21 protein-coding genes are annotated in these 24,741 nt (G+C 63.0%); 13 read left to right on the top strand and 8 right to left on the bottom strand.

Annotated elements, in window-relative coordinates; all coding sequences use genetic code 11:
- Positions 1-6 precede the first annotated feature (6 nt).
- The 6 genes from P0Y58_00815 to hisF all read left to right on the top strand — a co-directional run bounded on the left by P0Y58_00815 (position 7) and on the right by hisF (position 4,878).
- Positions 7-1,668, top strand: a complete 1,662-nt coding sequence (locus tag P0Y58_00815; GenBank protein ID WEK30765.1) for an OFA family MFS transporter — start codon at positions 7-9, stop codon at positions 1,666-1,668.
- A gap of 170 nt (positions 1,669-1,838) precedes the next feature.
- Positions 1,839-2,432 (top strand): imidazoleglycerol-phosphate dehydratase HisB, encoded by a 594-nt coding sequence (gene hisB / locus P0Y58_00810; GenBank protein ID WEK30764.1) that lies wholly within the window; start codon positions 1,839-1,841, stop codon positions 2,430-2,432.
- Positions 2,433-3,071, top strand: coding sequence for an imidazole glycerol phosphate synthase subunit HisH (gene hisH / locus P0Y58_00805; protein ID WEK30763.1), 639 nt, complete (start codon positions 2,433-2,435; stop codon positions 3,069-3,071). It begins immediately after the preceding gene.
- Complete coding sequence (locus tag P0Y58_00800) at positions 3,072-3,332, top strand: DUF2164 domain-containing protein (protein WEK30762.1); 261 nt, start codon at positions 3,072-3,074, stop codon at positions 3,330-3,332.
- A gap of 27 nt (positions 3,333-3,359) precedes the next feature.
- A complete protein-coding gene (gene hisA / locus P0Y58_00795; GenBank protein ID WEK30761.1) occupies positions 3,360-4,097 on the top strand; it encodes a 1-(5-phosphoribosyl)-5-[(5-phosphoribosylamino)methylideneamino]imidazole-4-carboxamide isomerase in 738 nt (245 codons plus the stop codon).
- Between the two features lie 10 nt (positions 4,098-4,107).
- On the top strand, positions 4,108-4,878 hold the full coding sequence (hisF, locus tag P0Y58_00790) for an imidazole glycerol phosphate synthase subunit HisF (GenBank protein WEK30760.1): 771 nt from the start codon (positions 4,108-4,110) through the stop codon (positions 4,876-4,878).
- A gap of 135 nt (positions 4,879-5,013) precedes the next feature.
- Here hisF and choV read toward each other — a convergent pair whose 3' ends face one another.
- The 3 genes from choV to P0Y58_00775 form a co-directional block, all read right to left on the bottom strand.
- Positions 5,014-6,192 (bottom strand): choline ABC transporter ATP-binding protein, encoded by a 1,179-nt coding sequence (choV, locus tag P0Y58_00785; GenBank protein WEK30759.1) that lies wholly within the window; start codon positions 6,190-6,192, stop codon positions 5,014-5,016.
- Positions 6,189-7,037 carry a choline ABC transporter permease subunit gene (choW, locus tag P0Y58_00780; protein WEK33248.1) on the bottom strand — a complete coding sequence of 283 codons (849 nt, stop codon included), beginning with the start codon at positions 7,035-7,037 and terminating at the stop codon, positions 6,189-6,191. Before choW ends, choV begins: the two co-directional genes overlap by 4 nt.
- A gap of 81 nt (positions 7,038-7,118) precedes the next feature.
- Positions 7,119-8,066 (bottom strand): choline ABC transporter substrate-binding protein, encoded by a 948-nt coding sequence (locus P0Y58_00775; protein ID WEK30758.1) that lies wholly within the window; start codon positions 8,064-8,066, stop codon positions 7,119-7,121.
- 464 nt (positions 8,067-8,530) lie between these two features.
- Between P0Y58_00775 and P0Y58_00770 the strand changes: the two genes are divergently transcribed.
- The 7 genes from P0Y58_00770 (at position 8,531) to P0Y58_00740 (ending at position 20,732) form a co-directional block, all read left to right on the top strand.
- Positions 8,531-9,907, top strand: a complete 1,377-nt coding sequence (locus P0Y58_00770; protein WEK30757.1) for an L-serine ammonia-lyase — start codon at positions 8,531-8,533, stop codon at positions 9,905-9,907.
- Between the two features lie 512 nt (positions 9,908-10,419).
- A complete protein-coding gene (locus P0Y58_00765) occupies positions 10,420-11,526 on the top strand; it encodes a GlxA family transcriptional regulator (GenBank protein ID WEK30756.1) in 1,107 nt (368 codons plus the stop codon).
- A gap of 191 nt (positions 11,527-11,717) precedes the next feature.
- On the top strand, positions 11,718-12,218 hold the full coding sequence (locus P0Y58_00760; GenBank protein WEK30755.1) for a sigma-70 family RNA polymerase sigma factor: 501 nt from the start codon (positions 11,718-11,720) through the stop codon (positions 12,216-12,218).
- A gap of 88 nt (positions 12,219-12,306) precedes the next feature.
- Positions 12,307-13,260 carry a FecR family protein gene (locus P0Y58_00755; protein ID WEK30754.1) on the top strand — a complete coding sequence of 318 codons (954 nt, stop codon included), beginning with the start codon at positions 12,307-12,309 and terminating at the stop codon, positions 13,258-13,260.
- 166 nt (positions 13,261-13,426) lie between these two features.
- On the top strand, positions 13,427-16,255 hold the full coding sequence (locus tag P0Y58_00750; GenBank protein ID WEK30753.1) for a TonB-dependent receptor: 2,829 nt from the start codon (positions 13,427-13,429) through the stop codon (positions 16,253-16,255).
- 29 nt (positions 16,256-16,284) lie between these two features.
- Positions 16,285-19,068, top strand: coding sequence for an insulinase family protein (locus P0Y58_00745; GenBank protein ID WEK30752.1), 2,784 nt, complete (start codon positions 16,285-16,287; stop codon positions 19,066-19,068).
- Positions 19,065-20,732 carry an ABC transporter ATP-binding protein/permease gene (locus P0Y58_00740; GenBank protein ID WEK30751.1) on the top strand — a complete coding sequence of 556 codons (1,668 nt, stop codon included), beginning with the start codon at positions 19,065-19,067 and terminating at the stop codon, positions 20,730-20,732. Before P0Y58_00745 ends, P0Y58_00740 begins: the two co-directional genes overlap by 4 nt.
- 66 nt (positions 20,733-20,798) lie before the next feature.
- On the opposite strand, the gene P0Y58_00735 is transcribed toward P0Y58_00740, so the two are convergent.
- The 5 genes from P0Y58_00735 to choX form a co-directional block, all read right to left on the bottom strand.
- The gene (locus P0Y58_00735; protein WEK30750.1) at positions 20,799-21,056 is read right to left on the bottom strand and encodes a hypothetical protein; all 258 of its coding nucleotides are present in this window, start codon (positions 21,054-21,056) and stop codon (positions 20,799-20,801) included.
- 255 nt (positions 21,057-21,311) lie between these two features.
- Positions 21,312-21,788, bottom strand: a complete 477-nt coding sequence (locus tag P0Y58_00730) for a thioesterase family protein (protein ID WEK30749.1) — start codon at positions 21,786-21,788, stop codon at positions 21,312-21,314.
- 10 nt (positions 21,789-21,798) lie between these two features.
- Positions 21,799-22,764: an L-carnitine dehydrogenase gene (locus P0Y58_00725; protein ID WEK30748.1), complete on the bottom strand. Its 966-nt coding sequence runs from the start codon at positions 22,762-22,764 to the stop codon at positions 21,799-21,801.
- 18 nt (positions 22,765-22,782) lie between these two features.
- Positions 22,783-23,667, bottom strand: a complete 885-nt coding sequence (locus tag P0Y58_00720; protein ID WEK30747.1) for a 3-keto-5-aminohexanoate cleavage protein — start codon at positions 23,665-23,667, stop codon at positions 22,783-22,785.
- A gap of 120 nt (positions 23,668-23,787) precedes the next feature.
- Entirely contained in the window at positions 23,788-24,732 is a 945-nt protein-coding gene (gene choX, locus P0Y58_00715) for a choline ABC transporter substrate-binding protein (GenBank protein ID WEK30746.1), read from the bottom strand.
- Between the last annotated feature and the right edge of the window lie 9 nt (positions 24,733-24,741).

Here is a 24,741-nt window from a genome sequence, read left to right as displayed (position 1 = left end):
AGATCCATGACCAGTACCGTCGCGGCAGGGACCTCGGCCACTGCGCCAGGCTTCCTGACCAAGGAACGCATCATCGCCCGCCCGGGCTTCAACCGCTGGCTGGTCCCGCCCGCGGCCCTTGCCATTCATCTGTGCATCGGCATGGCCTATGGTTTCTCGGTGTTCTGGCTGCCCCTGTCGCAAGCACTTGGGATCACCGCCCCTGTCGCCTGCGCGGCGGACATGGGCTTTGTTGCCCGCCTGTTCAGCGCTGAGTGCGACTGGCCTATCTCGATGTTGAGCTGGATCTACACCCTGTTCTTCGTCTTCCTCGGATGCTCGGCGGCAGTGCTTGGCGGTTGGCTGGAGCACGCTGGCCCACGCAAGGCCGGGCTTGTATCGGCACTGTGCTGGTGCGGTGGCATGCTGATCTCGGCCATTGGCGTGAAAACCCACCAGCTTTGGTTGATGTGGCTGGGCTCCGGGGTGATCGGCGGTATCGGCCTGGGCCTGGGCTATATTTCGCCCGTGTCGACCCTGATCAAATGGTTCCCGGACAAACGTGGCATGGCCACCGGTATGGCAATCATGGGTTTCGGCGGCGGGGCCATGGTGGGTGCGCCGCTGGCCACCGCGCTGATGGGGCACTTTGGCAACGAGCACGAAGTGGGCGTATGGCAGAGCTTTGTCGCGATGGCGGCGATCTACTTCGTGTTCATGACGGCTGGCGCGCTGGCTTACCGTGTGCCGCCGACCGGCTGGAAGCCTGAAGGCTGGACCGCCCCGGCGAAGAAAGCCGGCAACGCCATGGTGACCGACCGCCATGTGCACGTCAGCGTGGCCTGGAAAACCCCTCAGTTCGCCCTGATCTGGCTGGTGCTGTGCCTGAATGTGTCGGCGGGCATCGGTATTCTGGGCATGGCTTCGCCCCTGCTGCAGGAAGTATTCGCCGGCAAATTGCTGGGCAACGAACTGACCTTCAACCAGCTGAACGCTGCCCAGCTGGCGCAGATTGCCGCGATCGCCGCCGGCTTCACCGGCCTGCTGAGCCTGTTCAACATCGGTGGGCGGTTCTTCTGGGCGTCGTTCTCCGACTACATCGGCCGCAAGAACACCTACTTCGCCTTCTTCGCCTTGGGTGTTGGCCTGTACAGCCTGGTGCCGAACATGGGGCACCTGGGGAATGTGGCGCTGTTCGTGGCCGCGTTCTGCATCATCCTTTCGATGTATGGCGGCGGTTTCGCGACCGTGCCGGCCTACCTGGCTGACCTGTTTGGCACTCAGATGGTCGGCGCAATTCATGGTCGCCTGCTGACCGCTTGGGCGGCTGCCGGGGTACTTGGGCCGGTGCTGATCACCTACCTGCGCGAGTCTCAGTTGGCAGCGGGCGTGGAGCGTGCGGCAGCTTATGACATGACCTTGTACATCCTCGCCGGCCTGCTGGTGCTGGGCTTTATCTGCAACATGCTGGTTCGTCCGGTGGCCGACAAGCACTTCATGAGCGATGCCGAGCTGGCTGCCGAACGGGCCTTGAGCCATGACAAGGGTGCTGATGAGGCGCGCTCGCTGGAGTGGAAGGCCGCGCCGGGTAGCCTGCCGCTGGTGGTGTTGGCCTGGGCAGTGGTGGTCGTGCCGTTGGCCTGGGGGGTCTGGGTTACCTTGCAAAAGACCGCAGTACTGTTCCATTGATCCAAGTGCCGGGGCTGCAACGCGGCCCCGGCATGTTCGGTTGTATAGACCTGTAGCAGCATCCCACCCCCGTAATTGCTTGCGTTGCCATATGTCATCCGCGTTTCAAGCTGGCGCGTTCTGGGCCTATAATGGAGCCCTTTTCGCCCAATGATTTTGCGGAGCTGGTGATGGTCGAACGTAAGGCTTCCGTCGAGCGCAATACCCTGGAAACCCAGGTCAAGTGCTCGATCAACCTCGATGGCAGTGGCAAGGCCCGATTCGATATCGGTGTGCCTTTCCTTGAACACATGCTGGACCAGATTGCCCGCCATGGGCTGATCGACCTGGATATCGAGTGCAAGGGTGACACGCATATCGACGATCACCATACCGTCGAAGACGTCGGTATCACCCTGGGCATGGCATTCGCCCAAGCCATCGGTGACAAGAAAGGCATCTTCCGCTACGGCCACGCCTATGTGCCGCTGGACGAAGCGCTGTCGCGCGTGGTCATCGACTTCTCCGGCCGCCCAGGCCTGCAGATGCATGTGCCGTATACCCGTGCCAGCGTTGGCGGCTTTGATGTCGACCTGTTCCAGGAGTTCTTCCAAGGCTTCGTCAACCACGCCCTGGTAACCCTGCACATCGACAACCTGCGTGGCCACAACACCCACCACCAGATCGAAACCGTGTTCAAGGCTTTCGGCCGCGCCCTGCGCATGGCCACCACCCTCGACGAGCGCATGGCAGGCCAGATGCCGTCTACCAAAGGGTGCCTGTAAATGCAGACGGTAGCCGTAATCGACTATGGCATGGGCAACCTGCACTCGGTGGCCAAGGCGCTTGAGCATGTGGGCGCCGGCAAGGTGCTGGTCACCAGCGATGCCGCAGTGATCCGTGAGGCCGACCGCGTGGTGTTCCCGGGCGTAGGCGCGATTCGCGACTGCATGGCCGAAATCCGCCGCCTGGGCTTCGACAGCCTGGTGCGTGAGGTCAGCCAGGACCGCCCGTTCCTCGGCATCTGCGTTGGCATGCAGGCGCTGCTGGACAGCAGCGAAGAAAACAACGGCGTTGACTGCATCGGCCTGTTCCCCGGCCAGGTGCGTTTCTTCGGCAAAGGCCTGCAAGAAGACGGCGAGCACCTGAAGGTGCCGCACATGGGCTGGAATGAAGTAAGCCAGACCATCCACCACCCGTTGTGGCACGACATCCCTGATCTTGCCCGCTTCTACTTCGTGCACAGCTACTACATCAATGCCGGCAAGCCGGGCCAGGTCGTGGGTCGCGGTCATTACGGTGTCGATTTCGCCGCCGCGCTGGCCGAAGGCTCGCGCTTTGCCGTGCAGTTCCACCCGGAGAAGAGCCATACCCATGGCCTGCAGTTGCTGCAGAACTTCGTCGCCTGGGACGGGCGCTGGTAAATGAGCAGGTCGAAGGCCAAGGCCCCGGTCATCACGCTGGCCCCCGAGCAGGAGCGCGATGCGCTCGACACGCTCAAGCGCTTTCTCGAAGACCGTTTCGAGCTGGAGCTGGGCTCGTTCGAGGTGGCCGAAGTCCTTGAGCTGTTCAGCAAAGAAATTGCACCCCTTTACTACAACAGGGCGATTGCCGATGTTCAACTGCACCTCAAGGAGCGGTTCGAGAGCATTGAAAGCGATCTGTGGGCGCTAGAGAAGCCCTGAAACCCCAAGAACAGACAGGTTCCCAAGATGCTGATTATCCCCGCTATCGATCTGAAGGACGGTGCCTGCGTGCGCCTGCGCCAGGGCCGTATGGAAGACTCCACGGTATTTTCCGACGACCCGGTGAGCATGGCCGCCAAGTGGGTCGAGGGTGGCTGCCGCCGCCTGCACCTGGTCGACCTTAACGGTGCCTTTGAAGGCCAGCCGGTCAACGGTGAAGTGGTGACCGCCATCGCCAGGCGCTACCCGACCCTGCCGATCCAGATCGGCGGTGGCATCCGTTCGCTGGAAACCATCGAGCACTACGTCAAGGCTGGCGTCAGCTACGTGATCATCGGCACGAAGGCGGTCAAAGAGCCTGAGTTCGTGGCCGAGGCGTGCAAAGCCTTCCCGGGCAAGGTCATCGTTGGCCTGGATGCCAAGGACGGCTTCGTGGCCACCGATGGCTGGGCCGAAGTCAGCGCGGTACAGGTCATCGATCTGGCCAGGCGTTTCGAAGCGGATGGCGTGTCGTCGATCGTCTACACCGACATCGCCAAGGACGGCATGATGCAGGGCTGCAACGTGCCGTTCACCCAGGCACTGGCTGAAGCCACCCGCATCCCGGTGATCGCTTCGGGCGGCATCCACAACCTGGGCGACATCAAGGCCCTGCTGGACGCCAAGGCCCCCGGCATCATCGGCGCCATCACCGGCCGTGCCATCTACGAAGGCACCCTCGATGTTGCCGAGGCCCAGGCCTTCTGCGACAACTACCAAGGCTGAGGACTGAACCATGGCACTGGCCAAGCGCATCATCCCCTGCCTGGACGTGGACAACGGCCGGGTGGTCAAGGGCGTCAAGTTCGAGAACATCCGTGATGCCGGCGACCCGGTGGAAATCGCCCGTCGCTACAACGAGCAGGGTGCCGACGAAATCACCTTCCTCGACATCACCGCCAGCGTCGATGGCCGCGACACTACCCTGCATACCGTCGAGCGCATGGCCAGCCAGGTGTTCATCCCGCTGACCGTCGGCGGTGGCGTGCGCACCGTGCAGGACATCCGCAACCTGCTCAATGCCGGTGCCGACAAGGTTTCGATCAACACGGCTGCGGTGTTCAACCCGGAGTTCGTGGGTGAGGCGGCGGACCGTTTTGGCTCGCAGTGCATCGTTGTTGCCATCGATGCCAAGAAAGTCTCCGGGCCCGGCGAAACGCCGCGCTGGGAAATCTTCACCCACGGCGGGCGCAAGCCGACCGGGCTGGATGCTGTCGAGTGGGCGAAGAAGATGGAAGGCCTGGGCGCTGGCGAGATCCTGCTGACCAGCATGGACCAGGACGGCATGAAGAACGGTTTCGACCTGGGTGTTACCCGCGCCATCAGCGATGCGCTGGGTATTCCGGTGATTGCCTCGGGTGGGGTGGGTAACCTGCAGCACCTGGCCGACGGCATTCTGGAAGGGCATGCCAGCGCGGTGCTGGCGGCCAGTATCTTCCACTTTGGCGAGTACACGGTGCCTGAGGCCAAGGCCTACATGGCTTCGCGCGGCATCGTCGTTCGCTGATAGCTTGATTGGGGCTGCTTTGCAGCCCTTCGCGGGCACGCCCGCTCCCACAGGGATAGCGTATAGCCCAGGGCTTGCGCGGTACCTGTGGGAGCGGGCGTGCCCGCGAAGGGCCGCAAGGCGGCCCCAGTTGCGTCACCCGTGATTTTTGCCGAGCAGCGCGTGATAAAGCTCGGTATCCCCAAGAATCCCCACCACCCGGTCGTTATCCTGCAACACCAGCTTGTTGCCGGTCTGGTAACGAATCTGCAGCGCCTCGCGCATGCCGATGTCGGCGTGCACCACGGTCGGCCTGCGCTCCAGCAGCTCCACATTTTGCCCCGGTGCCCAGTTCTGCATGTCCAGCCCGTTCTGGCCTTGGCGTGCACGCTTGAGCGCGCCACCTTCGCCAAGGTCCAGCCACGAGTCGATACCCGGGTCCAGGCACACCGAGCCATTCACTCGCTTGCAGTTGTCCAGGCTGCGCATCAGGCTGCGGCCGCACAGCACGTTCAGCGGGTTGGTGTGGGCGACGAAGGTCCGCACGTATTCGTCTGCCGGGTTCAGCACGATCTCTTCCGGCTTGCTGTACTGAATGATCCGCCCGTCTTTCATGATCGCAATGCGGCTACCCAGTTTCAGTGCCTCGTCCAGGTCGTGGCTGACGAACACGATGGTCTTGCTCAGCTTGGCCTGCAGGCCCAGCAGCTCGTCTTGCAGGCCCTGGCGGATCAGCGGGTCGAGGGCCGAGAACGGTTCGTCCATCAGCAGGATGTCGGCATCCATCGCCAGCGCCCGGGCCAGGCCCACGCGCTGCTGCATGCCGCCAGACAGCTCGTCCGGCTTCTTGTTGCGCCATTGGGTCAGGCCCACCAGCTCAAGCTTCTCGTCGACCAGCTTGCGCCGTTCCTTTTCCGGGCGGCCCTGCATTTCCAGGCCAAAGCTGATGTTCTCGCGCACCGTCAGCCAAGGCATCAGGGCGAACTTCTGGAATACCATGGCAATGCGCTTGGTGCGCATCATCTTCAGCTCGGCCGGGGTGCAGTGGGCAATGTCGATGTGCTTGCCTTCGTGCTCGACAAACAGCTTGCCGCGGCTGACGGTGTTCAGGCCATTGATGCAGCGCAGCAGGCTCGACTTGCCCGAACCGGACAGGCCCATCAGCACGCAGATTTCGCCTTTCTCGATATCCAGGTTGGCCTTTTCAACGCCGACCACCAGGCCGGTCTGCTTGAGGATCTGCTCGCGGGTCTGGCCTTTGTCCAGCAGCGACAGCGCCTCGCGTGGCTTGTTGGAGAAAATGACGTCGACGTCTTCAAAACGAATGATGCTCATGCCTCACCCCTTACCGGCAGTTCCGGTTGCTTGCAGATACGGTCGAGCATGATTGCCAGCAACACGATCGCCAGGCCCGCTTCGAAGCCCAGGGAAATATCGGCGGTGTTCAGTGCGTTGACCACAGGTTTGCCCAGGCCGTCAGCGCCCACCAGGGCGGCGATCACCACCATCGACAGCGACAGCATGATGCACTGGGTGACGCCGGCAGCGATGCTTGGCATGGCATGCGGCAGTTCGATACGGGTGAGCAGCTGGCGCCGCGAGCAGCCAAAGGCCTTGCCGGCGTCCATCAACTCCTGCGGAACGTCGCAGATGCCCAGGTAGGTGAGGCGGATTGGCGCCGCGATGGCGAACACCACGGTAGAGATCAGCCCCGGTACCACGCCCAGGCCGAACAGGGTCAGGGTAGGGATCAGGTAGACGAAAGTGGGCACCGTCTGCATCAGGTCAAGTACCGGGCGCATGGCGGTATAGAACATCGGTTTGTGCGCAGCAAGAATGCCCAGCGGCACGCCGATCACCACACACACCACCGTGGCGAAGGTCACCTGCGCCAGGGTTTCCATGGTTTCTTGCCAATAACCCAGGTTGAAAATCAGTAGGAACGACAGGGCAACGAACGCGGTCAGGCCTACTTTGCGCTGAATAAAGTGCGCCAGGGCGGCGAACAGGGCGATGAGGACGAACGGGTTGAACCAGGTCAGGGCGCTGGTGACGCCATGGATCATGAACTCCAGGCCTTGCGCGATGGCGTCGAAGTAATTCGCGCCGTTCTGGGTCAGCCACTCGACGAACGACGCGATGTACTGCCCCAGGGGTATTTTCTGATCGATAAGCATGATAGCGAGCTTCCACCTGCATAGATTGAAATCAACCCGGGGCAGGCACGGTCCTGCCCCGAGGTAGCGCTATTGCGTATTTCGTTATTGCGCCAGCTTCGCCTTGGCCGCCTCCAGGCCTGGTTTGCCGTCCACAGTGCTAACGCCAGCCAGCCAGGCGTCCAGTTTGCCTGGGTTGTCCTTGAGCCATTTCTTGGCGGCGGCCTCGGGCTTCATCTTGTCGTCCAGGACATAGCCCATCATGGTGCTTTCATCCTTGAGCTCGAACGACAGGTTCTTCAACAGCTGGCCAACGTTGCTGCACTCCTGCGCATAGCCCTTGCGGGTGTTGGTCAATACGGTCGCCTTGCCGAAGTCGGGGCCGAAGTAATCGTCCCCGCCGGTCAGGTACTGCATTTTGAAGCGGGTGTTCATCGGGTGTGGTTCCCAGCCCAGGAACACCAGCGCCTCACCACGCTTCTGCGCGCGGTCGACCTGCGACAGCATGCCGGCCTCGCTCGATTGCACGATCTTGAAACCGGCGTCCTTCAGGCCGAAGGCGTTCTTGTCGATCATGCTCTGGATGGTGCGGTTGCCATCGTTGCCGGGCTCGATGCCGTAGATCTTGCTGTCCAGTTCCTTCTTGAACTTGGGAATGTCGGCGAAATCTTTCAGGCCCTTGTCGTACAGCGCCTGGGGCACGGCCAAGGTGTACTTGGCGTTTTCCAGGTTGGCGCGCACCGTTTCCACGGTGCCGGCGTCGCGGTACTGCTTGATGTCGTTCTCCATGGTCGGCATCCAGTTGCCGAGAAACACGTCCAGGTCCTTGCCGGTGGCCAGCGACTTGTAGGTCACCGGTACCGAGATCATGGTGGTGTGGGTTTTGTAACCCAGGGCTTCGAGCACAACGCTGGTGGTCGCAGTCGTGACTGTGATGTCGGTCCAGCCGACATCGGAGAAACGTACCGTCTGACACTGCTCGGGTTCGGCGGCCTGGGCCAGCAAGGGCGTGGACAGCAACGCAACCAGCAACAGCGAGGGTGAACCTTTCATGGATGGACTCCTGAGATTTTGTCTTCGGGTTCGCGTGGGTCGCCGGGCTTTCTGAAGGTCCGGTCGACCAGGCCTGCAGAGGGCAGGATGCGTGGCCGTGCTTTACGAGTCGCTTTCGATAATCCTCCAGCGCCGGGCAATCGCCTACTGGTAGGGTCGTATCCAGTACGGAACGGGTCGCATCCAGTAAGGGCGATGTCGCTTATGGGTTTATCCACCCCCTCGGCCGCATTTTTGCGTCACCAGGCCGCTGGAAAGCGGCGTGGTGAGGGCCGCTCCCAGGTAGCACCTGAGGTAAAAACCGCGCGGCGCTGCTGGACAAAAGTACGTCGGTTGCAGACGGCGAAGGGTGCGGTAAAAGCCCGATGATGCTGGCATTCAAGGCGGCCCGCTGTTTGAGCCTAGCAGTTGCCCCGCCCTGCGCATGGCGCGCAGAGACAAGCCCAGCAAGAGGTGATTCGACAATGGCCATCAGCGTGTTCGACCTGTTCAAGATTGGTGTCGGCCCCTCCAGTTCCCACACCGTCGGCCCCATGCGTGCGGGCGCCCTGTTCGTTCAGGGCCTGCGCGAACGTGGCGAGCTGGAGCGTGTAAAACGGATCGAAGTGCGCCTGTATGGCTCGCTGTCGGCCACCGGTATCGGTCACGGCACCGACAACGCCACCATCATGGGCCTGATGGGTGAGTGGCCTGACGCCATTGACCCGACCCGGATCGTGCCGCGTATCGCCGACCTGCGCGAAACCAACACCCTGCAGCTCGATAGTCGCCTGCCCATCGAGTTCGTCTGGGCCCGCGACATGTTGCTGCTGGACGAGAACCTGCCGTACCACCCCAACGCCATGACCCTGATTGCCGAAGGCGAGCAGGGCGAGTTGCACCGCGACACCTATTACTCGGTGGGTGGCGGCTTTGTGGTCGATGCCGCCCAGGCCGCCAGCGGTGTGCTGGATGCCGACCAGACGGTGCTGCCGTACGACTTCAACAGCGCTGCCGAACTGCTGCGCCTGTGCAAGCAAAACGACCTCAGCGTGTCGCAATTGATGATGGCCAACGAGAGGGTCTGGCGCAGCGACGAAGAGATCCGCGCCGGCCTGTACAAGCTCTGGGAAGCCATGCAGGAATGCGTCAACAATGGCCTTAAATACGAAGGCACGTTACCCGGCGGTCTGAACGTGCGCCGACGCGCTGCCAAGCTGCACCGCAGCCTGCAGGAAATCGGCAAGCCCAACGTGATCGGCTCGACCATGAGCGCCATGGAGTGGGTCAACCTGTTCGCCCTGGCGGTCAACGAAGAGAACGCTGCTGGCGGACGCATGGTCACGGCGCCCACCAATGGCGCGGCCGGTATCATCCCTGCCGTGTTGCACTACTACATGCGCTTCAGCGATGAAGTGAATGAGTCCAACGTGGTCGACTACTTCCTGGCGGCTGCTGCAGTGGGCATCTTGTGCAAGAAGAACGCTTCCATCTCCGGTGCCGAAGTCGGCTGCCAGGGTGAAGTCGGCTCGGCTTGCGCCATGGCCGCTGCGGGCCTTGCCGAAGTGCTCGGTGCCACCCCGCCGCAGGTGGAGAACGCTGCCGAAATCGCCCTGGAGCACAACCTTGGCCTGACCTGCGACCCGGTGGGCGGGTTGGTGCAGGTGCCGTGCATCGAGCGCAACGCGATTGCGGCAGTAAAGGCCATCAACGCGGTGCAGATGGCCCTGCGCGGTGACGGCGAGCATTTCATTTCCCTCGACCAGGTGATCCGCACCATGCGTGATACCGGGGCTGACATGCACGACAAATACAAAGAGACCTCGCGCGGTGGCCTAGCGGTCAGCGCCATCGAATGCTGAGGTTCTAGGCTGGCTTCAAGGGCCTCTTCGCGGGCTCGCCCGCTCCCACAGGTATTGCGTTGCTCTTAAGGGCAGCGCTGTACCTGTGGGAGCGGGCGAGCCCGCGAAGAGGCCCTTGAGTTTGAAGCAGGTGCAACTGAGCTGTCGGTGCACTCTTGTGGTGCGGCTGGGCGCCTACCGATCGTCGGGTGTCGTTATCAGTGCAGGCATTGTCGGTGACACTCAAGAGTGTCGTTTCTGGGCAACCTACACTGCACCTGTCACCAAATTGCTCAGCCGTTACACGCACTGCGCCTAGCACGGCGGTTTTGCGATGTTTGGCCAACTCTACCGAAGCACCTGATTTGCCGAACAAAGGCGTCGTTTTCAGGTTTTTTTGGACAGCCGTTCAATTTCAGGCACGGCGTTTGCGTAGAGATTGGCAACCAAGCCCCGGCACATGAACCGGGGCAATAACAATAAATCAGTGCCCGCCTGAGGCACGCCCTGCATTTGTGTGAGGAGAAATCGCGATGACGTCGTACACCTCCGGGACCCCAACCCAGAACCGCACAGCACCCCAGTCCATCGGGTTTCTTCTACTGGACAACTTCACCCTGATTTCCCTGGCATCGGCCGTCGAGCCGCTGCGCATGGCCAACCAGCTGTCCGGCCGTGAGCTGTACCGCTGGCACACCCTGACCGTCGACGGCGGCCAGGTCTGGGCCAGCGACGGCCTGCAGATCACCCCGGACGCCGCCATGCACAGCGCTCCGCCCATCGATACCGTGATTGTCTGCGGTGGCGTCGGCATCCAGCGTACCGTTACTCGTGAACATGTCACCTGGCTACAGGCCCAGGCGCGTCAGTCGCGCCGCCTGGGTGCCGTGTGCACCGGCAGCTGGGCCCTGGCCTGCGCCGGCCTGCTCGATGGCTTCGATTGCAGCGTGCACTGGGAATGCCTGGCGGCCATGCAAGAGGCGTATCCGCGGGTCAATATGAGCACCCGCCTGTTCACCCTCGACCGTAACCGCTTCACCAGCTCCGGGGGCACTGCGCCGCTGGACATGATGCTGCACCTGATCAGCCGCGACCACGGCCGTGAACTGTCGGCGGCGATCTCCGAAATGTTCGTTTATGAGCGCATCCGCAACGAGCAAGACCATCAGCGCGTGCCACTCAAGCACATGCTCGGCACCAACCAGCCGAAGCTGCAGGAAATCGTCGCGCTGATGGAGGCCAACCTCGAAGAGCCGATCGACCTCGACGAACTGGCGGTGTACGTGGCGGTATCGCGACGTCAGCTCGAACGGCTGTTCCAGAAGTACCTGCACTGCTCGCCGTCGCGCTATTACCTGAAGCTTCGCCTGATCCGCGCGCGGCAGCTGTTGAAGCAGACACCGATGTCGATCATCGAAGTGGCTTCGGTGTGCGGATTTGTGTCGACCCCGCACTTCTCCAAGTGCTACCGCGAGTACTTTGGCATTCCACCGCGTGACGAGCGTGTTGGTTCCAACACCGCGCAGCAGGTGGCGATGTTGCCGATCCCGCAGGCCATGACCTTGTCGCCGCACAGCGGGCCGATGGCGGCCCTGAGCCAGGCGCGCAACGAATCGACCTTTGCCAGTGTAAGGCTCTGACACCGCGTCGCCTGCTTCGCGGCTAAAGCCGCTCCCACAGGTACGGCGCAGCCCTTTAAGTTTGCGCATTCCCTGTGGGAGCGGGTTCACCCGCGAAGAGGCCAGCACAAGTAACACACTTGCAATGGTTGATAATGATTCTCGACAACAGGTAACATCGCCGCCCCCGAAACACTCTGGCATTCCACCCCGTGGCGGACGACAAACTCCAGCTCTACCTGGCCCACCGGGCGGCATTGCTTGACTATGCCGCGCCGATCGTTGGCTGCCGCGCGCGCGCCGAGGATGTGGTGCAGGAAGCCTGGCTGCGCTTCAGCCGCCAGCAGGACGATGCCGACATCCGCCACCCGGCCAGCTACCTGTACCGCATCGTGCGCAACCTGGCACTCGACCAGACCCGCCGCACTGCCACTGAAAAAGTCCAACCCGGCGGTGACGAAATACTCGCCGAGCTGCCCTCCAGCAGCGCCTCTCCCGAGCAGGCAGTCACCCAGCAAGATGAACTCAGCGCCATCAACCGTGCGCTTGAGGAATTGCCCCTGCGCACGCGCACCGCATTCGAGATGCATCGCCTGGGCGGCCACACTCTGCAAGAGGTAGCCACCCACCTGAATGTTTCCGTGAGCCTGGTGCACCAGCTGGTGCGCGACGCGCTCAGCCATTGCATGGCGCGCCTGGAGGACAACCTGTGAAAATTCGCCAGGCTGCTGCGTCTTTTGCCGAACAGGGCGACATTGTGCGACCCTTCGCGCCCCCGATTTACCAGGAACCATGCCCGACATGACGTCAGCAGACCTCATCAGCCGCCGCCGCGAGCAGGCCATGGACTGGCTCCTGCGCCTGCAGCAGGCCCCGCACGACGCGCAGTTGCGTGACGCGTTCGAGCAGTGGTGCGCCTGCGATTCGGCCAACGCCGATGCCTATGGCAAGGCGCAGCGGGTGTGGCAGCTGACGGGGCAGCTGGCGCCGACCACCACCGAGCTCTGGCCCAAGGCCGCTGTGGTGCAACTGCCTGTGCGCCGTCGCCGCTGGTGGCTGGGCGCTGCTGTGGCCGCCTGCCTGATGATTGCGGTGGCCCCGTCCTTGAGCGTGCGCCTGCAGGCCGACTACCGGACTGCCCAAGGTGAGACCCGCGACATCACCCTGGCCGATGGCAGCGTGGTGCAGATGGACAGCGATACCGCGATTGCCGTGGACTACAGCGGCGAGCACCGGGATGTGAAGCTGCTGGTTGGCCAAGCGTTTTTCGAGGTCAAGCCAGACAAGGCCAAGCCCTTCCACGTGCGTGCCGATGACGTGAAGGTCACGGTGACCGGCACCGCGTTCAACGTCGAGTTGCGCCCAGGCAGGGTAGGGGTGGATGTGCAGCATGGTTCGGTACGGGTCGAGGACACTGCCGATGCGCAGGTGCTGGCCAATGCACTGACGGCTGGGCAGCGCTTGCGATATGCCGATGGGCAGGTGCAGCTGCGCGCCTTTGTGCCGTCGCAAGCGGCTGCCTGGCGGCAGGGGCAGTTGATTGCAGACGACCAGACGGTGGCCGAGGTGGTGCAGGCGCTGGCGCGCTATGTACCGGGCAAGGTGGTACTGCGTGACGATGCCCTGGGTGCCAAGCGGGTGACCGGTGTATATGACCTGCGTCGGCCCGAGGCGGCCGTGCGTGCGGTGATCCGGCCGCATGGTGGTGAGGTGCGCAGTTATGGGCCGTGGCTGCTGGTACTGAGTAAGCCTTGAAATCGCTGGGGCTGCGCAGCAGCCCCAAAATCCCCGCCCCAAAAATAATTTCAGAATTTTCTGAAAAATCCCCGCACTGCCCCGTCTTCTCCCCCGCGCGCATCAACTGATACCGATTCTTATTAAAATTTGCATCCCGGCGATTGCCCGGGGGCGGGGATGTGGGATGACTGAAACATCAAGCCGAAAGCCGCGCAGCGCGCGGGGTTGGTCGTTGCGCCTGAAAAACGTACTGGGCTGCGGCCTGCTGGGCCTGGGCTGCGTGCTGCCGGCGCCATTGCTGTGGGCCGCCGAGGCACCCGCGCAAACGGCCCAGGTGCATGCCTTCAGCATCCCGGCGCAAAGCCTGGCAGCCGCGCTGATCGCCTTCGGCCAACAGAGCGGCTTGCAGGTCAGTGTCGATGCGCAAATGCTCGAGGGCGCCCAGAGCAACCCGGTACAAGGCAACTTCAGCAGCGAGGCGGCACTGTCGCGTCTGCTTTCCGGCAGCGGCCTTACCTGGGACGCAGACGGCGAGGTGATCAGCCTGCGCCTGCTGCACAGCGAAGCCGATGCCGGCCCGCTGGAATTGCACGACACCCTGGTGCTGGGCGATACCGAAGGCAACGGCTACCTGGGCGCCACGGTCATCAGCGGCAAGGCCATCCGTGCGTTTCCCGGTGCCAACGGCGACATCACCACGCTGTTGCAGATGCACCCCAGCGTGCAGTTCTCCGGGTCGCAGAAAAGCTCCAACACCCCGGGCGAGATCGACCCGGCCGACATCAGCATCAACGGCGCCAAGTTCTACCAGAACAACTTCATGATCGACGGTATCTCGATCAACAACGACCTCGACCCCGGCGCCCACGGCTACAGCCAGAACCGCCAGTTCGACGCCGCGCCCAGCAACCCCCACGGCATTGCCCTGGATGCCGACCTGCTGCAGGAAGTGAAGGTCTACGACAGCAACGTGCCGGTCGAATACGGCGGTTTCAACGGTGGTGTGATCGATGCCATCACCCGCCGCCCGAGCAACGATTTTCACGGCAAGTTCTCTTACGGCATCAGCCGTTCGGAATGGACCCGCTACCACATAACCCAGTACGACCAGGAAAGCTTCGCTAACTCGTCCTCCGAGCAGTACCAGCCCGAGTTCGAGAAAACCACCCTGCGTGGCATGCTCGAAGGCCACCTGACCGACAACTTCGGCGCGATCCTGAGCTTTTCCCAGCGCCGCTCGGTGATTCCGCTCAACCGCTACGAGAACGGTTACACCAGCCCCAACAACGACAGCCGCGAAGACCAGACTCGCCAGCTCGACAACTACATGCTCAAGACCTACTGGGACGTCAACGACCGGCTCACCCTGGAAGGCTCGTTCATCAAGGCGCCGCAGGAGAACGTGTTCTTCCGCGAGAACTTCCTCAACTCGGGTTTCACCAACACCAACGGCGGCTGGCAGGGCTCGCTGAAGGCGATTTGGGAAGGTGACCAGGCGCGCTGGACCCATACGCTGGCGCTGACCAACCTTTACAGCTCACGCGAGTCCGATGAAACCGACACCGTGCTGTGGTGGTACTCCGACGCCAAGAACTGGGGTAACCCCAGCAGCAACACCGCAAAAAGCGGCGAGGGCGCGTTCGGCAACCTCGACCAGACCCAGCGCGGCATCGACTACACCCTCAAGGGTGAGTGGCAGACCTTCGATTTCGCCGGTATCAGTCACGGTTTCACCACCGGCCTTGAGCTGTCCCGGCAGCGCGCGGTGTGGGAGCGTGAGGAAGGCGCGCAGAGCGTGACCACGTTCACCCGCGACAACGGCACAAGCTGCGCAGGCAGTGACCCCTGGTGCTCGGTCAGCCCGTTGCTCAACGGCGACAGCCGCCAGTGGGGCAGAACCCGTACCCAGTACAACGCCGGCAAGATCGACCTGACCGAAAACGCCTACGCCTTCTTCATCGACGACCAGATGCAGATCGGCAAGCTCAGCCTGCGCCCAGGCCTGCGCTTCGAGGGCGACGACTACATGAAGCAGAAGACCGTGTCCCCGCGTTTTGCCGGTGACTACGACTTCTTTGGTGACCGCAGCACCGTGCTGGTGTTCGGCGCCAACCGCTACTACGGCCGCAACCTGTTCAAGTACCGCCTCGCCGACGGCCGCCAGGCCCTCAACACCACCTACACCCGCGCCAGCCAGACCAGCGAATGGGTGGGGCGCCAGCAACTGGACACCAACCGCCTCGCGGACATGAACATCCCCTACGACGACGAACTGATGCTGGGCCTCGAGCAGCGCTGGCTGAACACCGACTTCCGCCTCAAGTACGTGCACCGTAAAGGCAACGACCAAGTGGTGCGCGCCTCGTCGCGGGTGTTGGGTCTCGACCCGGCCGAGGGTTACCAGGCCATTTACTACAACTACGTCAATGCCGGCTCCAGCGAGAGCGACAACGTGTCCCTCACCATCACCCCCAACCAGTCGTTTCGCGTGCTTGGCAGCGTCACCAGCCTGCAGCTGGCGCTGGACTGGTCGCGCAGCAAGAATGCTTACAGCACCTATGAAGCAGGCTTCAACGAAACCGAGTATGCCGATGGCGATGTGCTGTACGACGGCAAACGCCTGGCCTACAGCGAGTTGCCCGCCAGTGATTTCAACCGCCCGTGGACCGCACGCCTGACCACCATCACCGAGATCCCCAGCTGGCACCTGAGCATCAGCAACTTCTTCCGCTACCGCGGCGCTTACCAGCAGATCATCGACACGGGCCGTACCGAGGACGTCGATGGCGAAACCTTGCAGGTATACGACACCGCCTCGGTGGCCGCCGCGCCGACCTGGGACATGCGCGTCAAGTGGGAGGTCCCCACGGCCCGCGACCAGGCGCTGTTCGTGGCGGTGGACGTGACCAATGTCACCGACAAGGTCAACCCCATCGTCAGCAACAGCAGCAGCGCCCGCACCACCTACGAAATCGGCCGCCAATACTGGCTGGAAGTCGGCTACCGCTTCTAAAACCCTATAAAAAAACCGTGGATACCCTGATGAAAAAGCTCGTCGCGGGCCTGCTCGGCCCGCTGTTGCTCGGCGCCTGCGCGTCGATACCCGAACCCGACTCGCCGTTGCCCTGGGACAGCCAGGTGGTTCATGGCCACCTGGCCAACGGCCTGGCCTACCGGATGGTGCGCGATACCTCGCAGCCCGGCCGCCTGGACCTGCGCTTAACGGTGAAGGCAGGTTCGGTGGACGAAGCCGACGACCAGGTCGGCGTGGCCCACATGGTCGAGCACATGACCTTCCACAGCCGGGCCGGTGGCGAGCAGAAGCTGCGCCAGCGCATGACCGACCTGGGCTGGGTACAGGGGCGTAACTTCAATGCCGTGACCAATTACGAACGCACCCAGTACATGATCGGCCCGCCTGCCGGAGTACGCCAGGCACCACAAGCGCTGCAGGCCCTTGCCGACCTGGCGTTCGCCCGCGACTACAACGTCCAGGACCTTGAGTACGAGCGGCCAATCGTGATCGAGGAATGGCGCGGTGGCCTGGGCGTGGCCCAGCGCATGAACCAGCAACGCACCGCTTCGCAGCGGGTGGGTTCGCGTTACCCCGAACACCGCACCATCGGCAACGAGGCGGCAATCCGCTCCGCCAGCCTGGCCAGCCTGCAAACCTTCCAGAGCCGCTGGTACCTGCCGAACAACATGGTGCTGTCGGCGGTTGGCGATTTCGATCCAGAGGCCCTGCGCGAGCAGATCGACCAGGCGTTCGGCAAGGCCAAGGCGGGTGAGTTGCCAGGGCGTGAGCAGCGCGAGCTGCCGCTGGACGACAAGCTGAAAGTGTTCCGCCTGCAGGACGCGCAGTCTGGCAGCAACCAGGTGGCGATGCTGCTGCGCTCCCACGAGCCGGACAGCCGCGGCACCACCCGCGCTGCGCTGCGTGAGCGGCTGATCGACCGCATGACCCTCGCCGCCATGCTCGACAGCCTGCGGCGCCAGCCGCTGCAACCAGGGGTGCGCAGCCTGATCGTGCAGAAGACCCTGATCGGTGAACACTCCACCGTGCTCGGCATTGCCGCAGGTGTCGAAGGCCAGGCCCACGAGCAGGCACTGGAGCAATTGCTGACCGAGGCCGAGCGCCTGCGCCAGCACGGTTTCAGCGAAACGGACCTGCAACGTGAGCGCGAACACATTCGTGCACTGGGCGACAAGACCCTGGCCAAACAGGCACCGCGAACCTTCGAACAATCGGTGGAGCAACTCAACAATGCCGCCGTGCAGGGCAATGCCGTCACTGACCGGCATGCTACCGCTGCGCGCTATCTGGAGGTGCTGGGCGATATTACACGCGATGACCTCAACGACCGCCTGCGGCGTTGGCTCGCCAGCCCTGACCGGGTATTGCAGGTGAGTGCGGCGGGTAGCTCCACGGTTGCCCTGCCAAGCGTTGCGCAGGTCGAGGCACGTCAGGCAGAGCTGGCCGCAACGGCGCTGCCGGCGCCCGTGCAAGTGGCACCGGCAACCGCCTCGGCACCGCCCCTGGAAATGCCTGCTGCGCCGCCAGCGGCCGCTATCGCCGAGCGCAAGGCCTTCCCGGAGCAAAGCGTGGAACACTGGCGCCTGGCCAATGGTGATCGTTTGGTCTGGCTCAAGCGCAATGGCCCGGAAGGCAAGTGGCTGCTGCAGGCCGATTCGTCCGCTGGGTATCACGTTGCCGGCGCCCCGGCCTGGCGCTTGCAGATGGCCGCACAGTTGGCCATGCACAGCGGCCTGCCGGGAATGGATCGGCAGGCCCTCGCTATCTGGCGCCAGGAGCACCGCGCCACACTCGGTTTCGACCAGCAGCCCCAGCGCCTGCAGCTCAACCTTGGCGCAGCGCCGGAACAACTGCTGGCGCTGATGCAGAGCTATCGGGTAAGCCAGCTGGCCAGTATCGACCAGGATACGTTCGGCACCACACGCGACGTATTGCTGCAACGCCTGCGCAGCCGCCCGGATGACGTACGTGGGCAGCAGGAAAACCGCCAGCGTGTGCTCAAGTACGGTGTGGACCACTGGCAGCAGCCGGACATCAGCGCCCTTGAACAACTGACTGTCGAGCAGCTGAATGCCGACTGGAAGCGCTTGGCGGCTGCGCCGGTGACCTATTACCTGATGGCGGATGTGACGCCGCAATCGCTGGAAAAAATGGTCGGTGAATTGCTTGCGACCCTCCCGCGTGCGACACCGCTGGCCAGCCAGGCGGCCCTGCAACAGCCTGGCCAGCGCCGCGATGACCTGGCGATCGCCCCGGAACCACGTGCGGTGCTGCAGGCCAGCAGCTATCAGCCCCAGGCCTGGAGCCCTGAAGCGGCAGCACAGGTTGCGGTGTTGCGTGACCTGGCCAACCAGCGGCTGAAGGCACAGCTGCGTGGCGAGGCTGCCGGCGTGTATCGCCTGCGCTTCGAGAGTGAACTGAATGCCGACACCCAGCGCATCGAAAGCAGCTTGAACTTCACCTGCGACCCGGCGCGGGTCGACGAGCTGTGGACCATGGCCCAGCAGACGCTGGCCAGCCTGCAGCCCGACGCCCAGTGGCTGGCGACCGAGCGTGCCGAGTTCCAGCGCCAGGAGAGCAAACGCCGCGTCGATCCGCAAACCCAGTTCAAACGCCTGATCCTCAGCGACCGCAAGTGGCACGACCCACGCTACCTGCAGACCCAGGCGCAACTGCCCCAGGCCCTGACCCTGCCGGCGCTGCAGCAGCAGGCCGCACAGCTGTTCCCGCGCGCCAACCAGGTGCAACTGCGGCTGCTGCCGTCGGCGTCGGCACTGGAGCAGGCCCTGTGAAAACCCTGCGGACCTTCTACCGCCTCAGCCAACCGTTCTGGCGTAGCCGTCAGCAGTGGCCCGCTTGGCTGATGCTGGCGGCGGTGATCGGCCTGGGGCTGCTGGTGGTACAGATCAATGTGCTGATCAACAGCTGGAGCAAGACCTTCTACGACACCTTGGCCGCGTTCGACACTGCAGGGTTGTACGGGCTGGTTGGCGAGTACGCGCTGTACCTGGGCAGCTATGTGCTGATCGTGGTGGCCATGGATTACCTGCGCAAAGGGCTGGAGCTGCGTTGGCGCCAGGCGATGACCGGCCGCCTGACCGACGCCTGGCTGGCAGACCAGGCCTTCTACCGCCTGGGGCTGACGGGCGAGCCAGACAACCCGGACCAGCGCATCGCCCAGGACATTGACCTGATGGTCGGCCTGAGCATTGAGCTGGTGGCGTCGTTGGTGATCAACCTGGCGCAGGTCGGCGCGTTTGTGGTGATCTTGTGGAATCTGTCGGGCGTGCAGACGTTCAGCCTGTTTGGCGACACCTACATCGTGCATGGCTACCTGGTGTGGATCGTGCTGGTCTACACCTTGGTTGCGAGCTTGCTGACGCACTTGATCGGCAAACCGCTGCATGCGTTGAACTATGACCGGGAGCACCGCGAGGCAGACTTTCGCGCGAGCCTGCTGCGCAAGCTCGACCATGCCGAACAGATTGCGCTGTACCGGGGCGAGGCCGTGGAGCGCGAGCATCTGGCAGAGCGTTTTCGCGCCATTGCCGACAACTGGCGGCTGTTGATGGGGCGTGAGCGCAACCTCAGCTTGTTCACTGTTTCCTACGAGCGCTTGAGCCTGATCATTCCCGTGTTTGCCGCGTTGCCGGCGTTCATGGCCAAGACCATTACCTTGGGCGGGCTGATGCAGATCCGCAGCGCCTTCAACGCCGTGCATGGTTCGCTGAGCTGGTTCATCAAGCTCTATAACAAGCTGGTGCGCTGGAGTGCGGCGTTGCAGCGGCTGGAGCAGTTCGAGCAGGCCATTGCCAGCAGCCGGCAACAGGCCACCGCCGCTGCGCGGGGTGACTGCCTGTGCACACGCGGCCTGACGCTCTGCCGGCCAGATGGCAGCGCCATGCTGCGCGACCTGAACCTACAGGCAGAGCAGGGGCAGTGGTTGCGCCTGGGCGGGCGCAGCGGGCTGGGCAAGTCGACCTTGCTGCGTACCTTGCAGGGACTCTGGCCTTACTGCCTGGGTGACTGGCAGTTACCGCCAGGGCGCAGCCTGCTGTTGCCGCAGAAACCTTACATGCCGCACATGAGCTTGCGAAGGCTGTTGGCCTATCCACAGGTAGAGTCGATCGACGATGTGCAGCTGATCGATGTGCTGGGCAAGGTGGGGCTGGGTGGACTGATCGGGCAGCTGGACAAGCTGGCAGAGTGGGAGCGGGTGCTCTCTGGTGGTGAACAGCAGCGGCTTAGCCTGGCACGGGCATTGTTATACCGGCCGGATACGTTGTACCTGGATGAGGCGACCAGCCAGCTGGACAGCGCCAGTGCACAGGGTTTGCTGGAGATGCTGAGACGCGAGCTACCCCGCTGCACGGTGGTGGGGGTTACCCACCAGGAAAGGCTGGTCAAGTTGTTTGACCAGACCATTGAACTGGAGAAACAGGCCGAACCTGTGTAAGACAGTGCCGGCCTCTTCGCGGGTGAACCCGCGAAGAGGCCGGGTCAGGCTGCACAAGGCCTGGCTTCAGGCGCGTTTGCTGAAACTCGCCAACGCCGGCAGCAGCTGTTTGTCGATTGCCTGACGCACCGCCGGCAAGATCGTGGCACTACCGGTATACATCTGCTCCACCATCCCCTTCAGCGCCCGCGCATTGGGCTCGGTCAGCCCCCGCACCACCGCCTCGCAGGCCTGTTCGGCACTGGCCCCGGCCGGTATCTCGAACCCGCGCGCGCGCAGGTGGCCTGCCAGGTCGTCCTGATCAATCAAATCCGCATGCATCATGGCTGTTGTCCCTTTTATCGCTAAGAGAGTGCTGCTGTGATTTACGACCGATTCTGTGACGCCTGCGACATACCCGCAACAACAGAATGGCGGCATGGCTGGTTTGGCTAAGAACAGGTCGTTTACGGCTAAATCGACTGATCTGGAAGTGCGCACACTCAGGCCATCTACCCGCAACGGAGGGTTTGGTCACCCTCGTTCATGCACAGTGGATGTTGCTCGCTCTTGGCCCCGGATGCTCACGGCTTTCCGGGGTTATTTTTTTCCAGGCAGGGATATCACCCGGCCCAGGTACCCGGCTGGGGGCAGATCTTGCTGCTGCTCCACCAACGCTTGTAGCAACTCGATACTGTGCACACTGAACGGCGCCGACTTCGGCCCTGCCAAGTCCACATGCAGCAGCATCTGCTCACTGGCTGCCAATACCTCGTCGGAGCCCTTGCGGTGCAGGCTGTGGTAGACGTGCAGGCGCTTTTGATCAAAACCGATGATCTGCGTCTGCACCCATACCTCAGTACCCAGCTTCACTTCGTGCAGGTAGTTGATGTGCGCCTCCAGGGTGAACAGTGAGTTGCCGCTTTGCCCACGGCTGTCGGCATCCAGGCCAATGCGCTCCATCAGCGCATCGGTGGCGTAGCTGAAAATCAGCAGGTAGAAGGCATCGCGCAGATGCCCGTTGTAGTCGACCCAGTCCTCCTGGACTGGGGTGCGGTAGGTGATCAGTGCGGGCATCGTGGCCTCCTCAATCGCTGAACGACATGCCGTGCTTTTCCTTGCTGCTCTTCACGGCTTCAAGCACTGCCAGCAGGGTGTCATCACGATAGCGTTCCAGTGCGGCGATGCTACGGTCATCCAGCTGCTCAGAGGTGCCGTCCACCACATCGTCGATCAGCTTGTCGGTCAGCTCCGGTGCTGGCAGGTAGGTCCAGGGCAGTTTCAGCGCCGGGCCGAACTGCGACATGAAATGGCGCATGCCTGCATCGCCACCGGCCAGTGTGTAAGTGAGGAATGTACCCATGAACGACCAGCGCAGGCCGGCGCCAAAGCGGATGGCGTCGTCGATCTCGCCGGTAGTCGCAACGCCGTCGTTGACCAGGTGCAACGCTTCGCGCCACAGCGCTTCGAGTAGACGGTCAGCAATGAAGCCTGGCACTTCCTTGCGTACGTGAAGCGGGCGCATGCCCAGTGCTGTGTAGATGGCCTTGGCGGCTTCGATGGCCTCGGGAGCGGTGCGGTTGCCGCCGACGATCTCGACCAGTGGCAGCAGGTACACCGGGTTGAACGGGTGGCCGACCACACAGCGCTCGGGGTGAGTGGATGATTCGTAGAACTCGCTGGGCAGCAGGCCTGAGGTACTGCTGCCGATGATCGCGTCTGGCTTGGCTGCGGCGCTGATCTTGGCATGCAGGTCGAGCTTGAGGTCAAGGCGTTCCGGTGCGCTTTCCTGGATGAAGTCGGCGTCGCCCACGCATTCCTCGATGGTGCTGACAAACTTCAGGCGATCTTGCGCTGCGCCGGTTGCCAGGCCCTGTTTCTCCAGGGCGGGCCAGGCGTTGGCGATGCGCTTGCGCAGGGCTTGCTCTGCACCCGGCGCCGGGTCCCAGGCGACCACGTCCAGGCCATGGGCCAAGGCACGGGCTACCCAGCCGCTGCCGATTACGCCGCTACCCAAGGCAGCAAAGGTCTTGATTTCGGTGATGAAGGTCATGTGGAGCTCCTGGAAAGATCAGCGGCGTTTGAGGTTCATCTTTTCCCGGCCTTCCGCCGGCGTCAGCACACGGGCACCAAGACGCGAAATGATCTCTGCCGCACGCTCGACCAGTTGGCCGTTACTGGCCAGCACCCCCTTGTCCAGGTACAGGTTGTCCTCAAGGCCTACCCGCACGTTGCCGCCCAGCAGTACCGCTTGTGCCGCCATCGGCATCTGCATGCGGCCGATGCCGAAGCCGGCCCAGGTCACGTTGGCCGGCAGGTTATCGACCATCGCTTTCATGGTGGTGGTGTCGGCTGGCGCGCCCCATGGGATGCCCAGGCACAGCTGGAACAGCGGGTCTTCGAGCAAGCCTTCCTTGATCATCTGTTTGGCGAACCACAGGTGACCGGTGTCGAAGATTTCCAGCTCGGCCTTCACCCCCAGTTCGGTGATGCGCTTGGCACCGGCGCGCAACTGCGCCGGGGTGGACACGTAGATCGAGTTGCCGTCGCCGAAGTTGAGCGTGCCGCAGTCGAGGGTGCAGATTTCCGGCAGCAGCGCTTCGACATGAGCCAGGCGTTCCAGCGGGCCGATCAGGTCGGTGCCTGGGCCGAACTCCAGTGGCGTTTCACCCGGGCCTATTTCGAGGTCGCCACCCATGCCGGCAGTAAGGTTGACGATGATGTCCACATCGGCTTCGCGGATGCGTTCCATGACTTCGCGGTACAGCGCAACGTCACGGCTGAAGCGGCCGGTTTGCGGGTCTCGGACATGGCAGTGGACCACGGTGGCGCCGGCCTTGGCGGCTTCTACGGCGGCTTCGGCGATTTGTTTGGGCGTGACCGGGACCAGGTGGCTTTTGGAGGCAGTGTCGCCGGCACCGGTGAGGGCGCAGGTGATGATGACGTCGTGGTTCATGGCTGTTCCTTGTGTGGTCTTCAGGGCTTTATCGCGAGCAAGCTCGCTCCTACAGGGGACCTGATGGCCCCTGGCGTGCGCGTAACCTGTAGGAGCGAGCTTGCTCGCGATAGGGCCGGATCAGTTGGCGGTGAGCTTGAGGTTGTCCGCAGCCGGCTTGCCATCGAAGGTGGTCACACCTTCAAGCCAGCGGGCCTTGTCCTCGGGGTGATCCTTGAGCCACTGGCGGGCCGACTCCAGCGCGTCCTTGTGATCGAGCAGCGGCTGCATCATGCGGCTCTCGTCCTCGGCGCTGAAGTTCAGGTTGGCCAGCAGGCGGTGGGCATTGGGGCAGCGTTCGGCATAGTCGGGCGCGGTCACAGTCCATACCGTCGCACGCCCTTCGTCAGGCCCCAGGGCGTCCTGGCTGTCGCCCAGGTAGGCCATGTCGATGTTCACGTTCATCGGGTGTGGCGCCCAACCGAAGAACACCACGGCCTCTTTGCGCCGTACCGCACGGTCGACGGCGGCGAGCATGCCGGCCTCGCTGGACTCGACCAGCTGGAACTTGCCCAGGCCGAACTGGTTCTTGGTGATCATTGCCTTGATTTGGGTGTTGGCGCCGGAGCCCGGCTCGATGCCGTAGATTTTCCCGCCCAGTTCCTTTTCGAACTTGTGGATGTCGGCAAAGGTCTTCAAACCCTTGTCAGCCAGGTACCTGGGCACTGCCAGTGTGGCGCGGGCATCTTCCAGGCTGGGCTTGTCGAGCACCTTGACCTGTTTGCCGTCGACGAACGGGGTAATGGTCTGGGTCATGATCGGGTTCCAGTAACCGAGGAACATGTCCAGGCGTTTGTCGCGGATGCCGGCAAAGATGATCTGCTGTGAGGCGCTGGTCTGTTTGGTCTGGTAGCCCAGCCCGTCGAGTAGCACCTGGGCCATGGCGCTGGTGGCGATGACGTCGGTCCAGTTGACCACGCCCAGGCGGACGTTCTTGCAGGCCGCGGGCTCGGCGGCATAAAGCGGGGAAGAGGCGAGGCTGCTCAGGGCAAGGGTCAACAGGCTGCGGCGGATCAAGCTGTGCATGGTGGCTCT

Origin of the sequence: Candidatus Pseudomonas phytovorans (genome assembly GCA_029202525.1) — a bacterium.
GTDB classification, from domain to species: Bacteria; Pseudomonadota; Gammaproteobacteria; order Pseudomonadales; family Pseudomonadaceae; genus Aquipseudomonas; species Aquipseudomonas phytovorans.
Note: the sequence above shows the minus strand (reverse complement) of the source record. Positions and strands in the feature narration are given on the sequence as shown.

Coding starts and splice junctions, on each gene's coding strand:
- choV (WEK30759.1), bottom strand. CDS start 6,192: ATGAGCATCATTCGTTTTGAAGACGTCGACGTCATTTTCTCCAACAAG.
- P0Y58_00770 (WEK30757.1), top strand. CDS start 8,531: ATGGCCATCAGCGTGTTCGACCTGTTCAAGATTGGTGTCGGCCCCTCC.
- hisB (WEK30764.1), top strand. CDS start 1,839: ATGGTCGAACGTAAGGCTTCCGTCGAGCGCAATACCCTGGAAACCCAG.
- P0Y58_00755 (WEK30754.1), top strand. CDS start 12,307: ATGACGTCAGCAGACCTCATCAGCCGCCGCCGCGAGCAGGCCATGGAC.
- P0Y58_00725 (WEK30748.1), bottom strand. CDS start 22,764: ATGACCTTCATCACCGAAATCAAGACCTTTGCTGCCTTGGGTAGCGGC.
- hisH (WEK30763.1), top strand. CDS start 2,433: ATGCAGACGGTAGCCGTAATCGACTATGGCATGGGCAACCTGCACTCG.
- choX (WEK30746.1), bottom strand. CDS start 24,732: ATGCACAGCTTGATCCGCCGCAGCCTGTTGACCCTTGCCCTGAGCAGC.
- hisF (WEK30760.1), top strand. CDS start 4,108: ATGGCACTGGCCAAGCGCATCATCCCCTGCCTGGACGTGGACAACGGC.
- P0Y58_00750 (WEK30753.1), top strand. CDS start 13,427: ATGACTGAAACATCAAGCCGAAAGCCGCGCAGCGCGCGGGGTTGGTCG.
- P0Y58_00730 (WEK30749.1), bottom strand. CDS start 21,788: ATGCCCGCACTGATCACCTACCGCACCCCAGTCCAGGAGGACTGGGTC.
- P0Y58_00745 (WEK30752.1), top strand. CDS start 16,285: ATGAAAAAGCTCGTCGCGGGCCTGCTCGGCCCGCTGTTGCTCGGCGCC.
- hisA (WEK30761.1), top strand. CDS start 3,360: ATGCTGATTATCCCCGCTATCGATCTGAAGGACGGTGCCTGCGTGCGC.
- P0Y58_00815 (WEK30765.1), top strand. CDS start 7: ATGACCAGTACCGTCGCGGCAGGGACCTCGGCCACTGCGCCAGGCTTC.
- P0Y58_00775 (WEK30758.1), bottom strand. CDS start 8,066: ATGAAAGGTTCACCCTCGCTGTTGCTGGTTGCGTTGCTGTCCACGCCC.
- P0Y58_00720 (WEK30747.1), bottom strand. CDS start 23,667: ATGAACCACGACGTCATCATCACCTGCGCCCTCACCGGTGCCGGCGAC.
- P0Y58_00800 (WEK30762.1), top strand. CDS start 3,072: ATGAGCAGGTCGAAGGCCAAGGCCCCGGTCATCACGCTGGCCCCCGAG.
- P0Y58_00735 (WEK30750.1), bottom strand. CDS start 21,056: ATGATGCATGCGGATTTGATTGATCAGGACGACCTGGCAGGCCACCTG.
- P0Y58_00765 (WEK30756.1), top strand. CDS start 10,420: ATGACGTCGTACACCTCCGGGACCCCAACCCAGAACCGCACAGCACCC.